Origin of the sequence: Stappia sp. (assembly GCF_965276915.1) — a bacterium.
Lineage (GTDB): Bacteria > Pseudomonadota > Alphaproteobacteria > Rhizobiales > Stappiaceae > Stappia.
Window position 1 is genome coordinate 1,669,230 of sequence record NZ_OZ255709.1, and the last position, 24,579, is coordinate 1,693,808.

Below are 24,579 nucleotides of genomic sequence, written 5' to 3' on the forward strand. Positions count from 1 at the left end.
GTTTCCGGCTTCGGGATAAAGTTCATTCCGGACCGGAATTGGAAACGGAGTCTCGTGCCTTTGCGCCGATCTGCGCCGCCGTTGTATATCGAAAGGGCAACACTCTGCTTGATCGGGGACAATCGACATGGAAAAGCGTGCGGCGCGCCGGATCACCGGCACCGGTGGGGCCCTGCTTGTCAGGGCACTCGAGCAGTTGGGAGCCGACCGCATCTTCTGCGTTCCCGGCGAGAGCTATCTTCCTGTCCTCGATGCGCTGCATGACGCCGAGATCCCTGTGACCGTGTGCCGCCAGGAGGGCGGCGCGGCGATGATGGCCGAGGCCTTCGGCAAGATGACGGGCCGGCCGGGCATCTGCATGGTGACGCGCGGCCCGGGGGCTACCAACGCGGCCGCCGGTGTCCATGTCGCACAGCAGGATTCCACGCCGATGATCCTCTTCGTCGGCCAGATCGAGACCGGCATGCGCGGGCGCGACGCCTTCCAGGAGGTCGATTACCGCCAGTTCTTCGGCGGCATGGCCAAATGGGTGGCCGAGATCGAGGGCCCCGCCCGTATCCCCGAAATGCTGTCGCGGGCCTATCATGTGGCGACGTCCGGCCGCCCCGGCCCGGTCGTTCTGGCGCTGCCGGAGGACATGCTGGCGGAGAGTGCCGAGGTGTCCGCGTTGCCGGCCTTCACGCCGCTGGAAACGCATCCCTCGCTTGCCCAGATGGCCGATCTGCAGAAGCGCCTGTGGGCGGCGAAGCGTCCGCTCGCCATCCTCGGCGGCAGCCGTTGGAGCGAGGGTGCGCGGGCGGCTTTCACCCGCTTTGCCGAGCGCTTCCAACTGCCCGTCGCCTGCTCCTTCCGCCGCCAGATGCTGTTCGACAACCTGCATGGAAACTATGCCGGCGACGTTGGCATCGGCATCAACCCGAAGCTGGCGGAGCGCGTTCGCGAGGCCGACCTGCTGCTGCTCGTCGGTGGCCGCCTGTCGGAAATGCCAAGCCAGTCCTACGGTCTGCTCGACATTCCGCAGCCGAGCCAGACCCTGGTGCATGTCCATGCCGGGGCCGAGGAACTCGGCCGCGTCTACCTGCCGGACCTTGCCATCCACGCGACGCCGAACGGCTTCTGCGCGGCGCTCGAGGCACTTCAGCCGCCCAACGCGATTGCCTGGGACGGAGCGGCCGGGACGGCCCATGCCGACTATCTCGCCTGGTCGGGCGCGCGGCCGCAGGTGCCCGGCGCGCTGCAGATGGCGCAGGTGATGGACTGGCTCGAGCAGCACTTGCCCGAGGATGCGATCCTGGCCAATGGCGCTGGCAATTACGCCACCTGGGTGCATCGCTTCCACCGCTTTCGCCGCCTCAACACACAACTCGCGCCCACCAGCGGCTCGATGGGCTACGGCCTTCCCGCGGCGGTCGCCGGCAAGCTGAAATATCCGGAGCGCATGGTGGTCTGTTTTGCCGGCGACGGCTGCTTGCAGATGACCATGCAGGAGTTCGGCACGGCGGCGCAGGAGGGGGCCGCGATTATCACCATTGTCGTCGACAACGGCATGTATGGCACCATCCGCATGCATCAGGAGCGTGACTTCCCCGGGCGTGTCTCGGCGACGACGCTGGTCAATCCGGATTTTGCCGCCTTCGCCCGCGCCTATGGCGCCCATGCGGAGACGGTGGAAACGGCGGCTGAATTCGCGCCGGCCTTCGAGCGCGCGGCGGCATCCGGTAAGCCGGCCTTGCTGCATCTGAAGCTCGATCCGGAGGCGATCACGCCGGTTCGCTCGCTCAGCCAGATCCGCGCCGGCTGAGGCGCCGTCTCAATCGGCAGGCCTTCCTGCCGGGGACACCGGCAGGGTCACCTCGGCGATGGCATCGTCGTCGGGCGAGGAGCGGACGGAAAAACCGAGCGCCGTGCACATGGCGAGCATGGTGGTGTTCTCCTTCAGCACCTCGCCCTTGATCGTCTCGATGCCGTCGGCCGCGGCATAGTCGATGATCATCTGCATCAAGGCCCAGCCGAGCCCCTGTCCCTTCAGCGAGGACTGAACCAGGATCGCGTATTCGCCGGTGCGATGGTCGGGGTCGGCATGCAGCCGCACCACGCCGAGAATGTCGCGGCTCTCCGGGTCGGAGGCGGCGAAGGCCATGGCGCGCGAATAGTCGAGTTGCACGAGACGCGCCATGAAGGCGTGGTTGAACTCCTTGACCGGCGCGAAGAAGCGCAGGCGCAGGTCCTCCGGCGACACTTTCTCGAAGAAGCGGCGATAACGGTCCTCGTCCTCCGGCCGGACGGGGTGAATGTCGACGCGCGTACCGTCCTTCAGCGCCAGGTCCCGTTCCCATTCCTTGGGATAGGGAGCGATCGCCAGCCGCGACGTCGGGCGGCGGCCGGGATGCACCCGCGCCTCGCAGATGGCGATGCGGGCATCGAGCACCGTCACGCCACGGCTGTCGGCGATCAGCGGGTTGAGGTCGAGCTCGCGGATTTCGGGAATGTCGACGGCGATCTGGGCCACCTTGACCAGCGTCAGGGCGATGGCGTGCATGTCCGCCGCCGGGCGGTTCCGGAAACCTTCGAGCAGGCGGCTGACACGGGTTCCGCGCACCATCGCCTCTGCAAGGTTGAGATCGAGGGGCGGCAGTCCGATTGCGATGTCTCCCATTACCTCGACGCCGGTGCCGCCATGGCCGAAGAGCAGGACCGGGCCGAACGTCGGGTCGTCGGCGAGGCCGATGAACACCTCGCTGGAATGGGCATGGTGCAACATCGGCTGCAGCGCGATGCCGGTGATCTCTGCGTCGGGATGGGTTTCGGCGATGCGGGCGAGCAAGTCCCTGGCGGCGCTCTCCACCGCCTCCGGCGTGTCGAGGTCGAGCAGGACGCCCCCAACATCCGACTTGAAGGGCAGTTGCGGGGACACGAGCTTTGCCGCGATCCTGTCGCCGGTCTGCATCAGTTCCGCGGCGATGGACGCCGCCTCTTGCGGGCTTCGCGCCAGTCGGGTCTCCACCTGCGAGATGCCGTAGGCCGCCAGTATCCTGTGGATTTCCGGCGGGGTAAGCCATTGCTGCCCGCGCGAAAGCGCCATGCGCACCACATCGCGGGCCGTTTCCGGGTCGGGCTGGAAATCCGCCGGCAGGCTGGGCGGTGCGGCCATCAGCATGTCGCGCCCGTCGGCATAGCGTACCAGATGCATGAAGGCGCGGACCGCCTCCGATGCGCTGCCATGGCAGGGGATGCGCGCCCGGTCGAGCGATTTGCGCGGCAGCGGTGCGCCGGCCGTCAGCGCCACCAGCAGCGGTTTTCGTCGCCCATACGCCGATCCTCCGGCGGAGCCCGCATGCGCCAGCGCGTTGGCGGTGTCTTCCAGCGAGGTGAAGGCGGACGGGGCGACGACCGCGAGCACCGCATCGACATTGCGGTCCGCCAGCAATGCGCCGGCGGCTTGCGCATAGGCCTCCGCACCGGCGGTCTCGCACAGGCACAGGGGATTCGATGCGGGATGTCCGGGGCGTTGGCTGGCCGCGAGTGCGCTGGCCGTGTCGGGATGAGGTTCGGCCAGAACCCCGCCCTGCCGCTGCAACTGGTCGGCGGCCAGCGTCGCAAGGCTGCCTCCCGTCGCGACGATGGCGAGCCGTCGTCCGCTGACCGGCTTCACCCGGCTGATGGTTTCCACCGCCTCGAACATCTCGTCGATATCCTCGACCCGAAGGACGCCGGCGCGTGCAAGGGCGGCATCATAGACCGCATCGGCCACCGCGATCCGTCCCGCGTGAGTGACGCGTTCGCCGCTCACCTCCCGGCTGGCGCCGGACCGCAGCACCACCACCGGCTTGGAACGGGCGGCGGCACGCGCCGCCGACAGGAACTTGCGCGGATTGGCGATGGTCTCCAGATGAACCAGGATGGCGCGCGTGCGGTAATCGAGCGCGAACCAGTCGAGCATGTCCGAGACGTCGATGTCGGCGCGCTGCCCGAGCGAGGCCACGCCTGAAAAGCCCACCCCGTTCGCCGCCGCCCAGGACAGGGTGGCGTTCGCCACCGTGCCGGAGCGGGCGATAAAGGCCAGGTCGCCGGGATGCGCGTCGCAGGCACCCAGATGCGCGGACACATTGGCCAGAGGCGCCGCGACGCCGAGGCTGCCGGGTCCCAGAAGACGTAGTGTTGCCGGTTGTCCGGCCTGCAGCGTCGCTGTGACGTCGGCGTCGCGCCACCGGTCATAGTGCGGCGAAAGAGCCACGGCCGCGCGCGTTCCCGATGCCGCGAGCGTCTTGACGGTGGCCGCCGCCTCCTCCGGCGCGCCGAGCAGGATGGCGAGCTCCGCGCCCTCCTGCATGTCCGAAATGCGTCGTTTCGGCCGATAGCCGTCCGGCAGTTCCTCGCCGCATCCAACCACGGTCTTCGTGCCGGCAAAACCGCCCTCGGAGATCCGCCGCAGCAACAGCTCCAATGCCTCCGCGCCGAGGCGGTTGGGGCCGGCGACGACAATCGATCGCGGGCGAAACAGGGCGTCGAGATTTCGGATCGTCATGGGCCCGTCTCATGCAGGTGGCAATGCGCGTCAGGGACGTCGAAACCCGCGCCGTGCGGGAGCTGCCTGTTCTTCAGAGACAATGTGGCGATGGGGGGAGCAAGTCAAAGGCGCCGCCATCCCCCCGAATGGCGGCGCCCTCCCACCACGCCGGCCGCGGGACGCGGCCTGGCGTGAGGGGAACGCGGACTTCTCTCCGGTGTCAGTGCGCCATCAGCACCGGGACCGTCATCGAGGCGAGAATGTCGCGGGTCGCCCCGCCAAACAGGAACTCGCGCATGCGCGAATGACCGTAGCCACCCATCGCGATCATGTCGACGGAATGGTCCGAGACATAGTTCAGGATCGCGTCGGCGACGCCGGAATGGGGGCGCGGGACCACGTCGATCGTGACCGACAGGCCGTGCCGGGCCAGATATGTGGCGATGTCGGCGCCGGGTTCGCCATCGTGCCGGCGTCCGGTCTCGACGATCATCACGGTGACCTTCTTCGCCATCTGCAGCATCGGCATCGCGGCATGCACGGCCCGGCTTGCCGTCGGGCTGCCGTCCCAGGCGACCATGACATTGTTCATCGGCAGGCCGCCGCCGATATAGGGCACCACCAGAACCGGTACGCCGGCTTCGAACAGCACCGTCTCGATCAGCATTTCACGCATGGGCTCGGGTTCGTCCGGATTGTCCTGGCCGACGACGACAAGATCGGTCAGCCGGCAATGGGCGAGCACCGCTTCCGCCGAGCCGCCGGTGATCACCTCGGCGATGCGTGTCTCGGAGGAAACGCCGGCCTTGCGCGCCAGTTCGGCAAAGGCCTCGCCCGCCGTATGCGCCGCCCGCAAGGCCTGGTCGCGGGCGATGGCGACGTAGTCGGCCGGCATCGGACCTGCGATGAAACCGGGCACGACCGGCTCGAACGCGACGGTCAGGCCCGTTGCGTGCGCCTGGGTCCGGGCCGCCAGTTGCAGGGCCACCTGTGCCGCCTGCTGCTTGCCGGCAAGATCGACCAGCGTGAGGATGTCCTTGATCGCCATGAGATACGTCCCTCCTTGAACGGAGGCTCCGGCGCGATGCCGCAGCCTCCATGAAAGTTGCCTATATCTAGGACGAAGACGAAGGCCGATCTTTGACCGGGATCAATCCGGGATCAATCACCTGCTGGTGTGGTCGATCCGAAGTTCGCCCGGAGCATGCTGCGCCGTGAAACGAACCTCGGATCAGGGTGACTAGACGGACTTGAGCGCTTCGCGGGCGATCACCAGGCGCTGGATCTCCGAGGTGCCTTCGTAGATCGTCGTGATCCGTGCATCGCGGGCCAGGCGCTCCAGCGGATAGTCCTGGATGTAGCCGGCGCCGCCATGCAGTTGCAGCGCTGTGTAGGTCGCCTTCTGCGCGGCCTCCGAGGCGAACAGCTTGGCCATCGACGCTTCCCGGGCGAAGGGCTTGCCGGCATCCTTGAGTGCGGCCGCCTGCAGGATCAGGAGCTTTGCCGCCTCGAGTTCCGTCTCGCGGTCGGCGATCATCCATTGCACGCCTTGCATCTCGGCGATCGTCCTGTCGAACTGGCGGCGTTCCTTCACATAGGCCTTGGCCCGATCCATCGCAGCGCGGGCGATGCCGAGCGACAGCGAGGCGATGCCGATCCGCCCGCCGGCAAGCTCGCCGACCGCGATCCGGAAGCCGTCGTTCGGGCGCCCCAGAATGGCGCTTTCCGGCACGCGGCAGTCCTGGAACAGCACTTCGTTGGTCGCCGAGCCCGTCTGGCCCATCTTCTTCTCGGCCTTGCCGATGAGGAGACCGGGCGTGCCCGCCTCGACCAGGAAACAGGTGATGCCCTTGCCTTTCGGGGCGGCCTTGTCCGTCACCGCCCAGACGACGAAGACGCCTGCATATTCCGCCGAGGTGATGTAGAGCTTGGCGCCGTTGAGGACGTAGTCGTCCCCGTCGCGCACGGCCTGGGTGCGCATCGAGGAGGGGTCCGACCCGGCGCCGGCCTCCGTCAGGCAGAAAGCGCCGGCGGAATAGGTGCCGTCGGTCAGCTTCGGCAGGTAGGTTGCCCGCTGCTCATCGGTTCCCACGGCCTGGATGACTTCCGCGACCATGTTGGAGACCGACACCGTCACCCCGGTCGAGGCGCATGCACGGCCAAGCTCCTCCACGGCAAGCGCGAAGGCGACCGTGCCGGCTCCCGTTCCGCCGTGGTCCGGCGACACGTTGAGGCCCATGAAGCCGTTTTCCGCAAGCAGTTTCAGATTGGCGAGAAAGGCCTCCCGGCCCTCACCCTTGTCCAGTTCCTCGGCCAGCGGCGCGATCCTGTCCTCGGCGAGCTTTCGCGCCGTATCCTGGATGAGATACTCTTCCTCGCTCAGTGAAAACTGCATCTGCGTCCTTTCAGGGCAATGGTGGCAACCGCGGCCCACGGCCGCTACGATTGATCATGACAACAGCAAATTCATACGGGCAGGCTCCGGCCGTGTCCACGCCCGAGGCGGCGGCGGCGGATGCAACCGGCGCGAGCGTCGCCCGGCCGGATGCGTCATGGCCGGTCCTGGGCCTGCGCCTGTCGCGGCGGGTCTTGCGCAGGCTGGTGCTTGTGTTGCCGCCGCTGGCGGTGCTCGCCGCCGCCGTCCTTGCCGCGGACTGGGCGGAGGAACGCTCGCGCGAGCGCAGCGACGCGGGCGCCCGCGAGCGGCTGACGCTTTACCGGGAGACAATCCTGCGGGAGCTGGAGAAGTACCGCTACCTGCCCTACATCGTCGCCCGCGATCCGCGCGCCGTCGGGGTGCTTTCCGATCCGGACGAGACGGATGCCGCCAACCGCTTCCTCAAGGACCTTGCCGCGACCACGGGAGCGGACGCCCTTTACGTGATGGACCGGAACGGCCTGACGGTTGCCGCCAGCAATTTCGATACGGCCAATTCCTTCATGGGCCGCAACTATGCCTTCCGCCCGTATTTCCAGGCGGCGCTCGAGGGCGAGGAGGGGCGCTTCTTCGCCGTCGGCGCGACGACCGGCGAGCCGGGCTTCTTCTTCGCGCGTTCCACGCCGTCCGGGGTGCGGCCACGCGGCGTCGTGGTGGTCAAGGTCGACATGGACCGGCTGGAGCGCAACTGGCTCGAGGGCGGCGAGACGGTGATCGTCACCGATGTCCACGGGGTCGTCTTCCTCGGCACCCGTGACGACTGGCGCTATGCCTCGATCGCGCCGCTCGATGACATGGTGGTCGCCGCGATCCGCTCCGACCGCCAGTATGGCGGCGAACGGCTGCAAAGCCTTCAGGAGGGACCGGCGCATGCAACCGATCTTGAAATCGGCGGGACGGCCTACCGGCAGGCACGGCTGAGGGTCGGCCTGCTCGACTGGTCGATCCACTACTTCACGCCTCTCGCGGAGGTGCGTGCCCCGCGCGGGACGGTCTGGGCGGCCGCCTTCGCGCTGATCCTGGTCTATGCGGTTGCACTGCTGTTCCTGCGCAGCCGGCGGCTCGGCCGGGTGACGGCGGGTCTGCGCCAGGACGCGGCCGGCCTGCGCGACCTCAACCGGCGCCTTGTCGACGAGGTGGACGAACGCCGCCGTGTCGAGCGCGAATTGCGCGAGACCCAGGCGGATCTGGCGCGGGCAAGCCGGCTTGCGGCGGTCGGCCAGATGTCGGCGGCGGTGGCGCATGAGCTCAACCAGCCGCTGGCGGCGCTTGGCATGTTCGTCTCCGGTGCGCGGCTCTATCACCAGCGCGGCGAGGCGGCGGAAGTGCTGGAGAACCTCGACGAGATCGACGCCCTGCGCCTGCGCATGGCGAGCCTGACGCAGGAACTCAAGCGCTTCGCCCGACCGGGGGAATCGCGCATCGAGACGGTGGATTTGCGGGATTGCCTGAAGACCAGCGCCAAGCTGGTGCGGCCGCGCGTCGAGGAAACCGGCGTGGCGCTGCACCTGCACCTGACCTCCGCCGACCTCCTGGCGACCACCGCGCCGCTCAGGGTCGAGCAGGTTCTGGTCAACCTGATCCGCAACGCCATCGATGCCTGCCAGGGCGAAGCCGAGCCGCGTGTCGAGGCGCGCGCCTGGAGCGAGGGAGGGTGCGCCATGATCGAGGTCGCTGACAATGGCGCGGGCATTCCCGAAGAGCTGCGCGAGCGGATCTTCGAGCCCTTCTTCACGACCAAGCCCGCGGCAGCCGGTCTTGGCCTGGGACTTGCGATTTCGGCCAGGATCGTCGAAGACCTCGGCGGCGGCCTGAGCGTGCGCGAGGGGCGGTCGGGCGGCGCCTGCTTCGTCCTGTCGCTGCCGCTTGCGCGCCAATGACGGGCGGATTTCAGGGAAATGGCGGCCGATCCGCGCCACGGGGCTGGGGCTGATGAGCAGGGACACTGACACCACACCGGGGACAGCACCGGCCGCGATCGACCGGACGCCGGTGCTGGTCGTCGACGACGACCCGTCGATGCGCGCCGGCCTGCGCCAGTGGATGCGGCTGGCCGGGTTCGAGCCGGTCGAGGCCGTCGACGCGGAAGCCGCGCTCGCGCGGATTGACGCGGCCTTTCCCGGCTGCATCGTCTCCGATGTGCTGCTGCCCGGAGCCAGCGGAGTCGATCTCCTGCGCCGGGTGAAGGAGATCGACAGCGAGTTGCCGGTGGTGCTGATGACCGGCCATGGCGATGTGCCGATGGCGGTCGAGGCCATGCGCCAGGGGGCCGCCGACTTCATCGAGAAGCCGTTCGATCCCGACCTTCTCGCCGCCGTTGTGCGCCGGGCGGTCGAACGCCGCCGCCTGGTGCTTGAAAACCGCAGCCTGACCCGACGCCTCCAGGATCTGAACGGTCTGGCGGCGCGGTTGATCGGGGAATCCGCGCGGATGCGCGCCCTGCGCGAGCAGATCTCCCATTTCGCGGCGACCGATGCCTCGGTGATGATCGTCGGTGAAACGGGGACCGGCAAGGAAGTCGTGGCGCGCGCCCTGCACGACCTGTCGGCCCGCGCGGGCGGTCCGTTCGTCGCCCTGAACTGTGCCGCCCTGCCGGAGACCATGGTCGAGGCGGAGCTTTTCGGCCACGAGGCCGGAGCCTTCACGGGAGCGGGTCAGGCACGTGCCGGCCGCATCGAGCAGGCCGAGGCGGGCGTACTTTTTCTCGACGAGATTTCGGCGATGCCGCTGGCGCTGCAGCCCAAGCTCTTGCGCGTCCTGCAGGAACGGGAGGTCGACAGGATCGGCGGGCGGGGCACGACACGGGTCGATATCCGCGTTGTCAGCGCCGCCAACATGGATCCCCATCGCGCGGTCTCGGAAAACCTGCTGCGACAGGATCTGCTCTACCGGCTCAATGCCGTCGAGATCCGCATTCCGCCGCTGCGCGAGCGCGGCGGCGACGCGCGGCTCCTGTTCGACAGTTTCGTCAATCGCTTCGCCTCCGACTACGGGATCGAGCCCGCGCCGCTTTCCGCCGACGATGCCGCCTTCCTGCTCGCGCATGACTGGCCGGGCAATGTGCGCGAGTTGCGCAACGCGGCGGAACGCTATGTCCTCAACACGCCGATGGGCGCCCCGGCCTTGCGCACATTGGCAGGCGGGGCGCGGGAGGCGGCGGACATGCAACCGCACGGGCGCCTGCGCGACCTGATGGAGGGGTATGAGCGGCGGATTATCGCGGACGCGCTGCGCCGCCACGGCGGCAGCGTCGCTGCGGTTCTGGCCGAACTGGACCTGCCGCGCCGTACGCTCAACGAGAAGATGACGCGCCTTGGTCTCAGTCGCGGGGACATCGACCCTTCGGCCGATGCATGAGCCGCGTCGGCAAGATCTTGCCGACGGCCTCCGTCTTATCGGCAATATGTTGCCTGAGGGCGCGCGCTGTCCCGGCTGTCCGTTAATCTTTTGTTGAGGAGCGGCGCGGGTTGCGCGTGGCCGCGGCCAACTGGCATGGTGATTGCCATGGGAATTGCAATCGCCTGCCTGGGAGGGCTGGCGAGGATGGCAAGACAGGCCGCGACGGGGTCAACCCGCCGGGCCGGAAATTATCCTTGGGAGGACTGACATGAACATTTCCCGCAAGCTGGTCGTGCTCGGCACGGCCACTATTCTCGGTTTTGGCTTTGCCAGCGAGACCATGGCGCTCGAGTGGAACGTTTCCGTCTGGGGCAAGCGCCGCGCTTTCACCGAGCACATCGAGAAGCTCGCCGAGCTGGTCAGCGAGAAGACCAATGGCGAATTCACCCTCAACATCGCTTATGGCGAGGCCCTGTCCAAGTCGCGCGAGAACCTCGACGGCATCTCCATCGGCGCCTTCGAGATGGCGCAGATCTGCGCGTCCTATCACGAGGACAAGAACCCGACCCTGACCGTTATCGAGCTGCCGTTCCTCGGCGTGCCGGACCTGCCCACGCAGATCGAGCTCGACAAGGCGATCTATTCGCACCCAGCCGTGGTCAAGGACCTGATGCGCTGGGATGCCAAGCTGCTGATGTCCTCGCCGATGCCGCAGTACAATTTCGTCGGCAAGGGTGAGGTGCCCACCAAGGTGTCGGACTTCGAAGGCATGCGCGTGCGTGCGCTTGGCGGCATTGGCCAGGCCATGCAGACCATCGGCGCGGTTCCCACCACGGTGACCGCTTCGGAGACATTCCAGGCGATCGATTCCGGCACGGTGCGCGCGGCGTCCTTCGCGCCGCATGCGCACCTGTCCTTCAAGACGGTCGAAGCCGGCAACTGGTGGACCACCAACATGAACCCCGGCACGGTGAGCTGCCCGGTCGTCGTCAGCGCCGCCGCCTATGACGCCCTGCCGGACAATTTCCGCGAGGCTCTGGACAGCTCCGTCGACGCATCGCTGGAGCACTACCTTGCCACCTACGACAAGGTCTACGAGAAGTGGTTCCCGACGCTTGACGAGATGAAGATCCAGAAGGTCGAGTTCACCAAGGAAGAGCTTGACGCGTTCAAGGCGAAGGCCGGCAAGCCGCTCTGGGATGCCTGGGTGCAGAAGATGAATGCCCAGGGCATTCCCGGTCAGGAGCTTCTCGACCTGGCCCTGTCCAAGCTCAACTGATCACGCGCCGATGCAACGGGCCGTCTGGGCAATTCCCGGGCGGTCCGCCGCACGGATTGCCCCGGCCTTGCGGCCGGCACCACGTGTGACCTGAGTTCCGCCCAGACCCTTGAAGCCGTTTCACCGCCCGCAATGGGACCAGCGCGCCAGGCTCCGCCTGCGATGCCGGTTTCCGTCAAGCGGAGCCGGGCGAGCACCGCTGTTTGCGGGCGCGTGCCGGCACCCGCCTGACGAGCGGCCGCACGGCCGGAGTTAGCCATGACATCGCCATCCGCACCAAGCGGCCGGCCGGGCACCTATATCCGCTTCGACGGATGGCTGCGCGGTCTGGAAAACGCTTTCAATCTCGTCGCCGCCGGCAGCATCCTGCTGCTGATGCTGTTGGCCGTTGTCCAGATCGTCGGGCGCAACGCCTTCAACTGGCCGGTGCCGGGTTTCATCGACATCACCGAACAGGCCATGGCCGTGTTCGCTTTCATGGGCATTGCCTATTGCCAGCGCGTCGGCGGGCACATCCGGATGGAACTGCTGCTCGGCAAGCTCTCGGGCCGCGCCATGTGGGTCGCCGAGATGGTCGGCATCACCGGCATCTGGATCGTCGTCGCCGCCCTCATCTACGGTTCCTGGTTCCACTTCGAGCGGTCCTGGTCGTTCGGCGACAGCACCATCGACATCGGCCTTCCCACCTGGCCGTCGAAGCTGGTCATCCCCGTCGCGCTGTCCCTGCTGCTGCTGCGCCTGAGCCTGCAGCTTTACGGATACTGGCGGCTGGTGCGCGACCCGTCGGCCGAGCCGATCGCCGTTCCGGTGATCAGCGATGTCGAATCGGTTGCCAAACACGAGATCGAGGAAGCGCTCGGCGACGATGCGGACGATGCCTCCGGCAATGAAGGAACGCGCCGATGACCCCGTTCGATATCGGTCTCATCATGACCGGCCTGCTGCTGGTTCTCGTCGTGCTCGGCATGCGGGTCGCCTTTGCCGCCGCCCTTGTGGGCACGCTCGGCCTGATCGCCATCTTCTCCATGCGGATGGGTTTCGAGCGCGGTGTGGTCACTGCGCTGAAGATGGCCGGCACCATTCCGCATTCGAAGTCGGTGACCTATTCGCTGTCAGTGCTGCCGACCTTCATCCTGATCGGCTTTCTCGCCTTCTATGCCGGCTTCACCCGCCAGCTCTTCGAGGCGGCCAAGCGCTGGCTCGGCTGGCTGCCCGGCGGCATGGCGGTCGGCACGGTCTTCGCCACCGCCGGCTTCGCCGCCGTGTCGGGCGCTTCCGTCGCAACTGCCGCCGTCTTCGCCCGCGTGGCGATCCCGGAAATGCTTGCGGTCGGCTATTCCAAGCGCCTGTCGGCGGCGGTTGTCGCGGCCGGCGGCACGCTCGCCTCGCTGATCCCCCCCTCGGCCATCCTCGTCATCTACGCGATCCTGGTCGAGCAGTCGGTGGCGAAGCTGCTGCTTGCCGGTTTCCTGCCCGGCATCTTCTCCGCGCTGGTCTATGTTCTGATCATCATCGGCATGGCGATGTGGAAGGGCGATGCCCCGGCGGTCGGCGGCTTCACCTGGAAGCAGCGCTTCGTCTCGGTTCCCGGGACCCTGCCGATCATCGCCGTCGTGGTGATCATCTTCGGATCGCTCTACTACGGCTACGCGACGCCGACGGAAGCCGGCGCGCTCGGCGCCTTCGTGGTGCTGATCTCGGCCTTCGTCAACGGCATGCGCGGCAAGCAGCTCTGGCAGGCCCTGCACGAGACGGCGAAGCTCACGGTGATGATCTTCACGTTGATCTGGGGCGTGCTCGTCTATGTGCGCTTCCTCGGCTTCGCCGGTCTTCCCGATGCGTTCGAGCAGTTCATCGTGTCGCTGCACTTCTCGCCCTGGCTGATTTTGATCCTCATCCTTTGCGTCTATGCGCTGCTCGGCATGTTCATGGACGCGATCGGCATGCTGATCCTCACCCTTCCGGTGGTCTATCCGGCGGTGATGGCGCTGAACGGCGGGGAAAGCGTCGCAGCGGCGGACAGCGCCTTCGGCATGTCCGGTGAAATGTGCGCGATCTGGTTCGGCATCCTGGTGGTGAAGATGGCGGAGCTCTGCCTGATCACGCCGCCGATCGGGTTGAACTGCTTCGTCGTGGCGGGGGTGCGCGACGACATTCCGGTGCAGGAAGTGTTCCGGGGCTGCACGCCCTTCTTCGTCGCCGACATCCTGACCATCGGCGGCCTCGTCGCCTTCCCGTCGATCATCACCTTCCTGCCGTCGATCATGTAAGGGGCGGGCAACAGCCTGAACATCGAAGGGGCGCCGCCGGGCGCCCCTTTTCGTTGGTGCCGTCCAAAGCGCGGGGTCAGAACAGCGAGCCCTGCCCCTTGCTCGCCGCCTTTGCCGTCTTGCCGCTTTTCCTGGGGCGCGGCGCTGCGGACTGCGATGCGGGAGGTGTCGGCCCGCCATCCCCGCCCGCAACGGCGGCGAGCCGGGTCTCGTCGCCGAACTCGATGGAAAGCGCCGCGCCGGTCGCAACTCCCGTGGCCGAGCGCAGCGGTTCGCCGTCGCCGCCGCGCACCAGGGCGTAGCCGCGCCCCAGCACGTTCTTGTAGGACAGGCTTTCGAGCAGTTTCACCGACGAGGACAGCCGTGCCCGCTCCGTTGCGAGCCGCTGCCAATGCGCCCGCCGCGCCCGCGCCTCGAGCCCGGCAAGCCGCTCGCGCCCCAGCGAAACGCCACGCGACAGGGCATGCGGGGAAAGCCGTGCGGAGGCGGCATCGCAGCGCCCGCGCTTGTCGCGTAGCCCGGCACGCAGGGCCGGTGCAAGCCGTTCGCCATAGGTGTCGAGCCGTTGCCTTGGCAGCGCCAGCAGGTCGCGCGGCGAGGGCAGGGCCGCCGACGCTGCCCGGAGTTCCGTGCGCCGCCCGGCAATCAGCCGGAGCAGCCCGGAGATGGTGCGCCGGGCAAGGTCGTCGAGTGAGGCGATCAGTTCGCCGCGCACCGGCACGGCAATCTCCGCGGCCCCCGTCGGGGTCGGCGCGCGCAGGTCGGCGGCATGGTCGATCAAGGTCCAGTCGGTTTCGTGACCGACCGCGGAGACCAGCGGGATCCGCGAGGCTGCCGCTGCACGCACGACAACCTCCTCGTTGAAGCCCCACAGATCCTCGATGGAGCCGCCGCCGCGCGCCACGATGATGAGGTCGGGACGCGGGATCGCGCCGCCCGGCTGCAATGCGTTGAAACCCTCGATGCCGTTCGCCACTTCCCGCGCCGAGGTCTCGCCCTGCACGCGCACCGGCCAGACCAGCACATGCAGTGGAAACCGGTCGGAGATCCGGTGCAGGATGTCGCGAATGACGGCGCCGGTCGGCGAGGTGACGACACCGATGACGCGCGGCAGATAGGGCAGCGGGCGCTTGCGCGCCTCCGCGAAGAGGCCTTCGGCGGCGAGTTTCTTGCGCCGTTCCTCGAGCAGCGCCATCAGCGCGCCGATGCCGGCCGGCTCGATCGAATCGATCACCATCTGGTATTTCGACTGGCCGGGGAACGTGGTGATCTTGCCGGTGGCGATCACTTCCAGCCCCTGTTCGGGCTGGATCTTCAGCCGCGATGCCTGGCCGCGCCAGATGACACCCGAGAGTACCGACTGCGCGTCCTTGAGGTCCAGGTAGATATGCCCGGACGCGGGGCGCGAGATGCGCCCCAACTCGCCGCGCACGCGCACATAGCCGAACGTGTCCTCCATCGTGCGCTTGATCGCGCCGGAAATCTCTGACACCGAGTATTCGGCAATGTTGCTGTCGTCGGACAAGGTTCGTATCCATTCGCTGTCTGGTTCCTGGGAGGGGACCGTACCCGGGTCCCGCCGTCAAGACCGCGCGCCCGCAAGTCCACGCAAGCTTTGAGGACCGGCTTCCCGATGCCCCGTTACGAATTCCGCATGCAGCGCCTTTTCGTCGAGCCGGATCTCGGGCCGGGCGCGGCGCTTCCGCTCGACCGGGCGCAGTCGAATTATCTGTTGAACGTGCTGCGGCTGAAGGATGGCGACGAGGTGCTGCTGTTCAACGGCCGGGACGGCGAATGGCGCGCGGCGATCCGCCAGGAGGGACGCAAGCAGGCGTCCCTGGTCGCGGGCGCGCTCACCCGTGCGCAGGAGCCGCTTCCCGATCTCCACTACCTCTTTGCGCCGCTGAAGCATGCGCGCCTCGACTACATGGCGCAGAAGGCTGTCGAGATGGGGGCGGGTGCCCTGCGGCCTGTCATCACCCGCCACACCCAGTCGGCGCGGGTCAACCTGGAGCGGATGCGCGCCAACGCGGTCGAGGCCTGCGAGCAATGCGGCGTGCTCGGCCTGCCGGAGATCCGCGAGCCTGTCGCGCTGGAGGTGCTGCTGCAGGGGTGGGAGGCGTCGGAGCCGGGACGCCGGCTTGTTTTTTGCGACGAGGGCGAGGCGAGCCAGAACCCCCTCGATGCGCTTCGGGGTCTTGAACGCGGGCCGCTTGCGGTGCTGATCGGGCCGGAAGGCGGCTTTGCGGAAGACGAGCGGGAGTTGCTGCGCCGCCTTCCTTTCGTCACGCCGATGCCGCTCGGGCCCCGGGTGCTTCGTGCCGACACGGCTGCGGTCGCCGCGCTTGCCGTTGTCCAGGCCGTCCTCGGCGACTGGCGATAGGCGCTTTTGCGCCGCGATCAAGCCCAGAACATTGATCGATCATCACAAAAAAACGCGTTTGTTTTGATCCGGGCGCCTGAGTAAGGTGCGCGCCAACAGCGCGAAGGAACCCATCTTCATGGCCCGCGATACCATTGATTCGACCCCAGTATCCGGGGTTGCTGAACTTGCCGCTACACTTGAGGCGGGGTGCAAGCCGGAAAGCGATTTCCGCATCGGCACCGAACACGAGAAATTCGGTTTCAACCTCTCCGACAATTCCCCCATTCCCTACGAGGGGCCGCGCGGCATCGAGGCCGTCCTCAAGGGCATGGAAGGGCTGCTCGGCTGGGAGCGCATAGAGGACAACGGCCTGATCATCGGACTTGCCGATCCGGTCGGTGGCGGCGCCATTTCCATCGAGCCGGGCGGACAGTTCGAGCTGTCCGGCGCGCCGCTGGACAACCTGCACCAGACCTGCCGGGAGACGAACTGTCATCTCGCCCAGGTGCGTCAGGTCGCCGAGCCGCTCGGCATCGGCTTTCTCGGCCTCGGCATGACGCCGACCTGGGCCCGCGCGGACGTGCCGGTCATGCCCAAGTCGCGCTACCAGATCATGACGCGCTACATGCCCAAGGTCGGCTCGCTCGGTCTCGACATGATGTACCGGACCTCGACCATCCAGGTGAATCTCGACTTTTCCACCGAGGCCGACATGCGGGCCAAGATGCGCGTCGGGCTGGCATTGCAGCCGGTCGCCACGGCGATCTTCGCCAATTCGCCCTTCACCGACGGCAAGGTCAACGGCTTCAAGTCTTTCCGCGCGGAGATCTGGAAGGACACGGACAACGACCGTTCCGGGCCGCTGCCGATCGCTTTCGAGGACGGGTTCGGCTTTGAATCCTATGTCGAGTGGGCGATCGACGTGCCGATGTATTTCGTCAAGCGCGGCACCACCTATCACGACGTTACCGGCACCACCTTCCGCGCCTTCATGAACGGCGCGCTCGAAGGCGTGATCCCGGACGCGCGCCCCACCCTGGGCGACTGGAACAACCACCTGTCGACGCTTTTCCCGGATGTCCGGCTGAAGAAGTATCTGGAGATGCGTGGCGCCGATGGCGGCCCGTGGCGGCGTATCTGCGCGCTCCCCGCGCTCTGGGTGGGGCTTCTGTACGACCAGGGGATGCTCGACCAGGCAGGCGAGATGATCCGCGACTGGACCGAAGAGGAACGCGTGCATCTTCGCGACGAGGTGCCGCGCCTCGGGCTTGAGACGCCGTTCCGTAATCGCACCGTCCGCGATCTCGCCAAGGACATGGTCGCGCTTTCCCGCGAGGGGCTGAAGCGCCGGGCTCGCCTGAATGACGGCGGCCAGGACGAGCGGGTTCATCTGGCGGCGGTCGAGGAGACGCTGGCAAGCGGCATGACGCCGGCCGACGTCATGCTGCGCCGCTATCACGGTGAATGGGGTGGCGATCTGTCGAAAGTGTACCAGGCCTACGCCTATTGAAGGCCGTTGCGCGCGGACGGGCCATTTGACCCGTCCGCACGGACGTCGGAAGATGCGGCAACCCAAGCGGAGAGGCGCATCATGACCGACCGATTCCCGACCTTCGGCGCCTTCGATCCGGCCTCCGTCAGCGAGGCCATGCAGCGCCAGTTCGGCTGGCGCGACGCCGATGTCGCGCGGGCCGCCGGGGCCCTGATGCCCGCCGCCCTTGCCGGCATGCGCCGCTACGCCGCCACACCGTCCGCCTTCGAGGCGCTGCTTGCCTTTCTGCCGGGTCCCGGGCGGGCAACCGCCATGCCCGGGCCGGACAGCCTTGTCGGCGAGCCCTTGGCGCTGATCTTCGGTCCGGCCGAGGTCCAGCGCTCCGTTGCCCGATATGTGTCCGAACAGACCGGGCTCGAACTTCCGGGCATCGAGACCATGATGCCGGTCGTCGCCACGCTGGCGCTCGGCCAGGCGGCCCGCGGGTTCACCGTCGGTCCGGCACGGGAACTGCTCGACGCGTTCCTGGCCGGCTATGCGCGCGGCCGGCCGAAACCGGTTCCCAATCCGATGCGGATGATGGCGCCCTATACGGAGGCGATGCGCTCCTTCTGGGATGGCTATCTCGGGCTTGTCGGCGCCGCCACAGCGACCGGCGTCGCGGCGCACCAGGGAGAAGAGGAGCCCGCGCCGGAAGTCTCGCCCGAGCCTGCGTCCGGGCCCAACCCTGGACCTGGCGATGAACCCGCCGACGACACCGCTGCGGATGACGGTTCGGCATTGGTTGACAGCTGGCTGTCGCTCGGCCGCGATATCCAGGAGCGGCAGATCCGCAGCTTCGAGACCCTGTTCGAGCAGGCCTCTTCCGGTAAGAAGGAATGATGGTCCGGCGCGCTGCGTCAGGTTTGCGGGAATTCGATCCGGAACGCCGCGCCACTGCCGGCAGCGGCCGGCTCTAGCGAAATCCGTCCGCCATGGGCGCGCAGCAGGCTGGCGACGATGTGCAGTCCCATGCCGGTGCCGCCGCTCTCCCGCCGTGTTGTGAAGAACGGCTCGAAGATCCGCTCGCGGTTGCCGGCCGACACGCCGCGCCCGTCGTCGCGCACAACGACGAGAAGCCCTGCCTTGCTCCGCGTTTCCACGCTCACCGTCTTCGCTCCGTGCCCGGTCGCATTGCCGAAAAGATGCGAGAAGACAATCTCCGCCCCCTCCATCGTCAGCGGCAGCACGGCCCTTTCGCCCTCCGGGACGATCCGAAGACCGGGGTGGCGCGGTGCCAGCCGCTCGATCACGGCACATAGCGCAGTGCGTCCGCGGTAGTCCGCCTCGCGGGCCGCCGCCATCTGGCGCAGTGCCTCCATCTGTCGGTCGAGCTGCTGCCCGGCGCCGCGGATCTGGGCCACCAGATGCCGGTCGGCCGGCGACAGCTCGGCGCTGTCCTCCAGCAGTTCGGTCGCTGCGCGCAGCGTCGAGATCGGCGTGCGCAGCTCGTGCGTCACATGATTGGTGAAGCTGCGCACGGTGGTCTCGCGATTGCTCAGCGTCGCGGCCATGTCGATCACGCTCATGCCCATGTCGTGCAGCTCGCGCGTGCCGAAATGGCTTGGTGGGGCGACCGCCTCGCGGCCCGGCGCCCGCATCGCGGCGGCATAGGCGGCAAGGGCGGCGACCGGCCGCAGCAAGACGCGCAGCAGCATCAGCCACAGGACGGCGGTCAGCAGGCCGATGATCGCCGCCAGCAGGATCGCCGCGTGGCGGAAGCCGATTTCCGGACCGAGATAGCGCAGCGCCACGATGCCGGCGAGCGAGAGCGCCAGCGTCCCGGCCAGCGCGCCGCCCAGCACAAGCCACAGCGAGGGGCGCCACTTGCGGGTCACGGCGCGCAAGCCCCCATGCGGATGCCGACGCCATGCACCGTTTCCAGCGCCTCGCCGCCGCCGGCCGCAGCGAGCTTCTGGCGCAGGTTCCGGACATGGCTGTCGAGCGTACGGTCCGACACCTGGCTCGCCGGTCCCCAGACGATGTCGACGATCCGCTGCCGCGACACCGTGCGTCCCGGGTCCTGCATAAGCGCGGCAAGGATGCGCATCTCGGTCGAGGTGAGGGCGATGGCGGTGCCGCCCAGCCGGCAGTCATGCGCCTGCGGATCGAGCTCGAGCGCCCCGTGCCGCATCGGGCGCGGCGCGGCCGCCCCTTGCCCGCGCTTGAGGATCGCGCGAACCCGCGCGACGAGTTCGCGCGGGCTGAACGGCTTGGTGACGTAGTCGTCCGCTCCCAGTTCCAGCCCGACCACACGGTCGATCTCCTCGTCCCGTGCGGTCAGGAACAGCACCGGCACCTCGGAGCGCGTGCGCAGCCTGCGACAGACCTCGAACCCGTCGATCTCCGGCAGGCCGACGTCGAGGACGATCAGGTCCGGCCGTTCGCGTGCCGCATGGGTGAGGGCGATCTGGCCGTCCGCTGCCGTCAGCACGTCGAAGCCGGAGCGCTGCAGCGTGATCGACAGCAGGTCCCGCAGGTGCGGGTCGTCATCGACGACCAGGATTTTCATTCATGCGCCTCCGGACCTTGTCGGCCTCCAGATAACCGATCGCTCGCCAGGTGCGAAAGTCCCAATTGCGCCAGTTGCCGATACGCGGCGCGTAGGCCCTGCACCGTGCGTTGGAGGGGGCATGGCTCGGCATCACCGGATAGCCTGCCTCGCAAACGGGTTCGCCCGGGCCCTTTAGCCGGGCGATGTTGTGGCTGGCGATGATGTGCCCGAAATTGACGAAGGAGCAGAGATAGAGCGTTGCCAGCGCCAGCGCCGCGATCCGCGCAAGCAGCCATCCCGCCGAGCGCTCGCGCCGGATCTGCCAGGCGATCAGGGCGAGGCCGACGCCGACCAGCAGCGTCCAGATCGCTGCATGGATGCGCAGATAGGTCAGCCCGTACGCCTCGACATAGATCCACAGGCGGTATCCGGCCGCTGCCGTCAGGACCAGGTTCTGGACAAGCCACAGATACATCAGGCCGCGCAGCCCGGGCCGTTCGCCGAGGAACGGGCGCGCCAGCACGGCAAAGGCGCCGGCCAGGATCGCCGTCGCCATCAGCGCGAAGGCACCGTGCCGGGCATAGGCCGAATAGGTGAGCCCCTCGGGCAACTCGCCACCGACGAGCAGGTAGCGGACATCCGTGCCGACCTGCACCAGCAGCATCGCGTTGAACAGAATGAGCGCCAGGCTCACCGAGCCGGCATTGAGGCCGAGCCAGCGGCCGACAGGCGCGCCGGCATCCGTCACCCGCATTGGCGGCAGGACGCCGGACCAAGCCAGGAACGGCCAGACCAGCGATGCGACGAGTGACAGGAACACCAGCCGCCACAACAGCAGGACGACATGGATGTCCAGGCTAAGCAACCGGTCGAGCCAGCCTTCGATGACGGGATTGGCCACGGCCAGCAGCACCAGCAGCGCCGCTGCACCCAGCATCGGGAAGGCGAGCCTGCTCGCTGCTTTCAGCGCCACTGTCCCGGTGTTCTTGCCCCGACCTCCCGCCTGCACGGCGAGGGAGGCGAAACGGATCGCCCTGAAGGGTTGTTTCACCGACGAGAACAGCAGGAGGGCCGCGCTGGTGATGACCTGCACCGCTCCGGGTCTTGCGGCGGCGCGTGCCCACACGAGGCTGACGGCGAGGCCGGCAACGGCGAAGGCGACGGCGAGCAGCTGCTGGTACTCGATCAGCGGCAGCTGGCTCGCCAGGAGCAGCAGCGCCGGCCCGCGCGGGATCTTGCGGCCCGGAAGGGCGGCGATGCCGGCGAGGAAGACGATGACGGCGAACGGGACGAAGGCAAGGCCCGGCCAACGGTGGTAGAGCAGGAGGTTCGCGGCGATCACGCAGGCAAGCAGTGCGGCAAGGCTTGCCTGCGACGGCCAGCGGAAGCGGCCGTCCGGAGGTCCGTGGCTGGCGGCGGGTGCCTCGTCCGCGTCGGACGAGACGTCTGCGTGCCTCTCGGGCCGCGCGGCGGCCGTCGTCGCCGGCGTTCCTGCATCCGCTCCGGCTGGTGCGGCGGCCGAGGTCAGCCACCATCCCTCCCGTTGCAGCAGGCGTGGCAGGCTGCGGTCCAGTGTTGCTGCAAGCGTCATCGGAGGTTCCTTCGGCAGGGACGAGGCAGGACCGATCCGGGCGGATCAGCCGGCATTCCCGTGCCATGGCGATTGCGGAGTTCGCCTGAAGGAGTTCTGCAGCTTTTGTGCAGATGCCGGCGGAGGCACAAAAAAAGCCCGCCTCCGGAGAGGCGGGCAAGGTGCGTCGGCGAGGGGCCGACAGGGCCTCGGCACGGGGCGGTGGGAGAGGGTCTTCAACCCGGCCCGGTGCGAAGAAGGTCAGGAAGGCGGGGCCCTTCCGGGGACCTGCGGCAGGCTGCGGGGATGCAACTAGCCGCGGGTCAAGCCTCTAGCGACGGCGTATCCGCCTTGCGGACAGCGTCGACGAACGGCGTTCGTTGCGCAGGCGGGCGAGCTGAACGCTCGGATCCATGTAGTCGCTGCCATGCAGGGACGCGGCCACGTCGCTCCGCGTCACGCCGAGATCGGCAAGCATGTGCTCGTCCAGCTCGAGCAGTCCGGAGACGGCCTTCCGGTTGCGGTAGCGTCGCCATGCGCCGGCCAGCGCGAGGTAGAAGCTGGACGCGGCGGCAGCTGCAACGGTGCTCGCGGAGAAGCGGTAGGATCTGGCAGTCTGGGTATCGCATGCCTGTGTCATGGCAACAGTCTCCTTTCCGACGCCCGGGGTTCCGGAGCCTGGTATTGGCTGGCGACGGCGGGCCGTCGCCTCTGGTCGTTTCGTATGAGAAGAAATTAAGCCCGGGAGATAGATTTAACAAACGAATGTTTTCGATGGATATCGATCTTGATCCGTGATGTATTGGGATCAGGACACAGTCAGCGCGGCAGGCGGCCCTTTGGCGCGCTGCGCAAGCCGGAGGCGACAGCCATGGCCCATGCACTCGATATCGACCAGTTGCGCACCTTTCTTGCGATTGCCGAGCTCGGCAGCTTCACAAAGGCCGCCGATGCGGTGAACAAGACCCAGTCCGCCGTCTCCATGCAGATGAAGCGCCTGGAGGATCGGGTTGAACGGCCGATCTTCGTCAAGGACGGGCGGCAGTCGCGCCTGACGGAGGACGGCCACCGCCTGATCGAGTTCGCGCAGCGCATGATCCGCCTCAACGACGAGACGATGACCGCATTTGCCGAGCCCTCGATCGTCGGCCGCGTCCGCCTCGGACTTCCCGACGACTATGCCGAGCGGCTGTTGCCGCAGGTCCTCGCCGCCTTCGCCCGTCTCAATCCGGCCATCGAGATCGCCGTCCAGTGCCAGGGCTCGACCCTCACCGGTGACATGATAGAGCGGGGCGATCTCGACCTTGCCATCGTCACCTCCGGCGATTGCGTCAAGGTGCACGGAGAGGTGATCCGCCGCGAACCGCTGCACTGGGTCGCTCCGGCCAACATGTGCATCCATACCGAGGATGTGGTCCGCCTGGCGCTCGGACCGACAAGCTGCGCCTGGCGCTCGCAAGCCGTTTCCCTGCTCGACCGGATCAATCGCCGGCATGTCATCTCCTACACCTCGTCGAGCGCCGCCGCCCTGATCGGCGCTGTCCAGGCCGGTCTCGCGGTCGCCGTCCTGCCTGAAAGCGCGGTGCGGTCAGGCATGCGCATCCTTGGCGAGAACGACGGCTTCCCCATGCTGCCGCCCTGCGACATCACGATGATCCGGGCCGCGGCCGCGACCGATCCGGTGCATGATGCGCTCTGCTGTCATATCCGCGCGGCGATCGGCAACGTCGCGGCGGAGCTGATGGCGGCCGAATAGGCCCGCGCGCAGCTCGACGGGCAGCGTCAGCCGCGCGCCTTGCCGGTGCGCAGCACCAGCAGGTTGCCGGCGAGCACGCAGGCAAGACCGGTCAGCGCGGCCGCGCCCCAGTGGAAATTCTCCAGCACGGTCGAAACCAGCAGCGCCACGACCGGGAACATCACGGTCGAATATCCGGCGCGCGCCGACCCGATGCGGCCAAGCAGCGTCAGGTAGCAGGCGAAGGCGACCACGGACGCGACGACGGAGAGATAGACCATCGCGCCGAGATAGGTCGGCGTCCACTCGATGGCGAAGGACGCGCCGCGCGCGCTGGCGAACAGCCCCAGGAAGATCGCGCCATAGACCATGCCCCAGGCGCTCGCCGAAACGATGGAGATGCCGTCCCGCTGGTTTGCCGCCGAGACCATGCTGCCGAAGCAGAACGACAGCGTTCCTCCGATACACAGCGCCAGGCCGAGCAGGGCCTGCCGGTCGAAGCCGCCGCCCGCCTGGTCGGCGATCTGCGGCCAGAACAGCAGCGCGATCCCGGCAAAGCCGAGCACGCCGCCGATCAGCACGCGTCGGCTGATCCTCTGGCGGAAGATGACGAAGCCGAGGATCATGTTGAAGATCGAGGTCAGGGAGAACACTACCGACAGGAGGCCGGAGGGGACATACTGGCCGCCATAGTAGAACAGCGTGAAATTGGTCGAGAAGATGAACAGGCCAAGGCCCGCGAACCGAAGGTGCGTCATCGCCGGAAAGCGCAGTCTGGCGCCGCGCGCCAGCGCCCAGCCCATCATGATCGCCGCCGCCACGACGAAACGCCAGAACACCGAGACTTCCGGCGGAACGGTGCCGAGCTGCAGCTTCAGCGCGTACCAGGAAAACCCCCAGGCGATCACGGTCAGGCCATAGAGGCCAAGGTCGGCCGGGGTCAGGGAAGGGGCATCGCGCGTCGGCGCGCCGGTGGCGAGCGAGGTCATGGGGGGCGGAAATTCCTTTGGGAGATCAGGCTCGCAGCATGGCCCAACCGGTCCATGCAGACA

19 protein-coding genes are annotated in these 24,579 nt (G+C 67.7%); 10 read left to right on the forward strand and 9 right to left on the reverse strand.

Translation table 11 applies throughout. The features are described from left to right. Positions 1-127: 127 nt before the first annotated feature. Positions 128-1,801: a thiamine pyrophosphate-binding protein gene (locus ACQY46_RS07820; protein ID WP_428699692.1), complete on the forward strand. Its 1,674-nt coding sequence runs from the start codon at positions 128-130 to the stop codon at positions 1,799-1,801. Positions 1,802-1,810: 9 nt separating this feature from the next. Here ACQY46_RS07820 and ACQY46_RS07825 read toward each other — a convergent pair whose 3' ends face one another. The 3 genes from ACQY46_RS07825 to ACQY46_RS07835 all read right to left on the reverse strand — a co-directional run bounded on the left by ACQY46_RS07825 (position 1,811) and on the right by ACQY46_RS07835 (position 6,902). Continuing rightward, complete coding sequence (locus ACQY46_RS07825) at positions 1,811-4,525, reverse strand: bifunctional acetate--CoA ligase family protein/GNAT family N-acetyltransferase (RefSeq protein ID WP_428699693.1); 2,715 nt, start codon at positions 4,523-4,525, stop codon at positions 1,811-1,813. 202 nt (positions 4,526-4,727) lie between these two features. After that, on the reverse strand, positions 4,728-5,555 hold the full coding sequence (locus tag ACQY46_RS07830; RefSeq protein WP_428699694.1) for a universal stress protein: 828 nt from the start codon (positions 5,553-5,555) through the stop codon (positions 4,728-4,730). Positions 5,556-5,747: 192 nt separating this feature from the next. Continuing rightward, positions 5,748-6,902, reverse strand: coding sequence for an acyl-CoA dehydrogenase family protein (locus ACQY46_RS07835; RefSeq protein ID WP_428699695.1), 1,155 nt, complete (start codon positions 6,900-6,902; stop codon positions 5,748-5,750). 56 nt (positions 6,903-6,958) lie between these two features. Here ACQY46_RS07835 and ACQY46_RS07840 point away from each other — a divergent pair, with 56 nt between their 5' ends. The 5 genes from ACQY46_RS07840 to ACQY46_RS07860 all read left to right on the forward strand — a co-directional run bounded on the left by ACQY46_RS07840 (position 6,959) and on the right by ACQY46_RS07860 (position 13,832). Then, on the forward strand, positions 6,959-8,824 hold the full coding sequence (locus tag ACQY46_RS07840) for an ATP-binding protein (RefSeq protein WP_428699696.1): 1,866 nt from the start codon (positions 6,959-6,961) through the stop codon (positions 8,822-8,824). A gap of 52 nt (positions 8,825-8,876) precedes the next feature. After that, a complete protein-coding gene (locus ACQY46_RS07845) occupies positions 8,877-10,301 on the forward strand; it encodes a sigma-54-dependent transcriptional regulator (protein WP_428699697.1) in 1,425 nt (474 codons plus the stop codon). 250 nt (positions 10,302-10,551) lie between these two features. Beyond that, a complete protein-coding gene (gene dctP / locus ACQY46_RS07850) occupies positions 10,552-11,562 on the forward strand; it encodes a TRAP transporter substrate-binding protein DctP (RefSeq protein WP_428699698.1) in 1,011 nt (336 codons plus the stop codon). 258 nt (positions 11,563-11,820) lie between these two features. Then, the gene (locus tag ACQY46_RS07855; protein ID WP_428699699.1) at positions 11,821-12,468 is read left to right on the forward strand and encodes a TRAP transporter small permease subunit; all 648 of its coding nucleotides are present in this window, start codon (positions 11,821-11,823) and stop codon (positions 12,466-12,468) included. Further along, the gene (locus ACQY46_RS07860; RefSeq protein ID WP_428699700.1) at positions 12,465-13,832 is read left to right on the forward strand and encodes a TRAP transporter large permease; all 1,368 of its coding nucleotides are present in this window, start codon (positions 12,465-12,467) and stop codon (positions 13,830-13,832) included. The genes ACQY46_RS07855 and ACQY46_RS07860 overlap by 4 nt, the downstream gene beginning before the upstream one ends. Before the next feature lie 76 nt (positions 13,833-13,908). On the opposite strand, the gene xseA is transcribed toward ACQY46_RS07860, so the two are convergent. Continuing rightward, entirely contained in the window at positions 13,909-15,357 is a 1,449-nt protein-coding gene (xseA, locus tag ACQY46_RS07865; RefSeq protein ID WP_428699701.1) for an exodeoxyribonuclease VII large subunit, read from the reverse strand. 108 nt (positions 15,358-15,465) lie between these two features. On the opposite strand from xseA, the gene ACQY46_RS07870 reads away from it, so the two are divergent. The 3 genes from ACQY46_RS07870 (at position 15,466) to ACQY46_RS07880 (ending at position 18,571) form a co-directional block, all read left to right on the forward strand. Continuing rightward, entirely contained in the window at positions 15,466-16,215 is a 750-nt protein-coding gene (locus ACQY46_RS07870) for a 16S rRNA (uracil(1498)-N(3))-methyltransferase (protein WP_428699702.1), read from the forward strand. 118 nt (positions 16,216-16,333) lie between these two features. Further along, complete coding sequence (locus ACQY46_RS07875) at positions 16,334-17,707, forward strand: glutamate--cysteine ligase (RefSeq protein ID WP_428699703.1); 1,374 nt, start codon at positions 16,334-16,336, stop codon at positions 17,705-17,707. Positions 17,708-17,788: 81 nt separating this feature from the next. Beyond that, a complete protein-coding gene (locus ACQY46_RS07880) occupies positions 17,789-18,571 on the forward strand; it encodes a DUF937 domain-containing protein (RefSeq protein ID WP_428699704.1) in 783 nt (260 codons plus the stop codon). A 17-nt stretch (positions 18,572-18,588) separates the two neighbouring features. On the opposite strand, the gene ACQY46_RS07885 is transcribed toward ACQY46_RS07880, so the two are convergent. The 4 genes from ACQY46_RS07885 to ACQY46_RS07900 all read right to left on the reverse strand — a co-directional run bounded on the left by ACQY46_RS07885 (position 18,589) and on the right by ACQY46_RS07900 (position 22,432). Continuing rightward, positions 18,589-19,566, reverse strand: a complete 978-nt coding sequence (locus ACQY46_RS07885) for a sensor histidine kinase (RefSeq protein WP_428699705.1) — start codon at positions 19,564-19,566, stop codon at positions 18,589-18,591. Beyond that, positions 19,563-20,240: a response regulator gene (locus tag ACQY46_RS07890; RefSeq protein ID WP_428699706.1), complete on the reverse strand. Its 678-nt coding sequence runs from the start codon at positions 20,238-20,240 to the stop codon at positions 19,563-19,565. The genes ACQY46_RS07885 and ACQY46_RS07890 overlap by 4 nt, the downstream gene beginning before the upstream one ends. Beyond that, positions 20,218-21,813 (reverse strand): DUF4173 domain-containing protein, encoded by a 1,596-nt coding sequence (locus tag ACQY46_RS07895; protein WP_428699707.1) that lies wholly within the window; start codon positions 21,811-21,813, stop codon positions 20,218-20,220. The genes ACQY46_RS07890 and ACQY46_RS07895 overlap by 23 nt, the downstream gene beginning before the upstream one ends. A gap of 310 nt (positions 21,814-22,123) precedes the next feature. Continuing rightward, positions 22,124-22,432, reverse strand: a complete 309-nt coding sequence (locus ACQY46_RS07900; protein ID WP_428699708.1) for a DUF1127 domain-containing protein — start codon at positions 22,430-22,432, stop codon at positions 22,124-22,126. A gap of 231 nt (positions 22,433-22,663) precedes the next feature. On the opposite strand from ACQY46_RS07900, the gene ACQY46_RS07905 reads away from it, so the two are divergent. Then, positions 22,664-23,548 (forward strand): LysR substrate-binding domain-containing protein, encoded by an 885-nt coding sequence (locus tag ACQY46_RS07905; RefSeq protein ID WP_428699709.1) that lies wholly within the window; start codon positions 22,664-22,666, stop codon positions 23,546-23,548. 26 nt (positions 23,549-23,574) lie between these two features. Here ACQY46_RS07905 and ACQY46_RS07910 read toward each other — a convergent pair whose 3' ends face one another. Beyond that, a complete protein-coding gene (locus tag ACQY46_RS07910) occupies positions 23,575-24,516 on the reverse strand; it encodes a DMT family transporter (RefSeq protein WP_428699710.1) in 942 nt (313 codons plus the stop codon). Positions 24,517-24,579 lie beyond the last annotated feature (63 nt).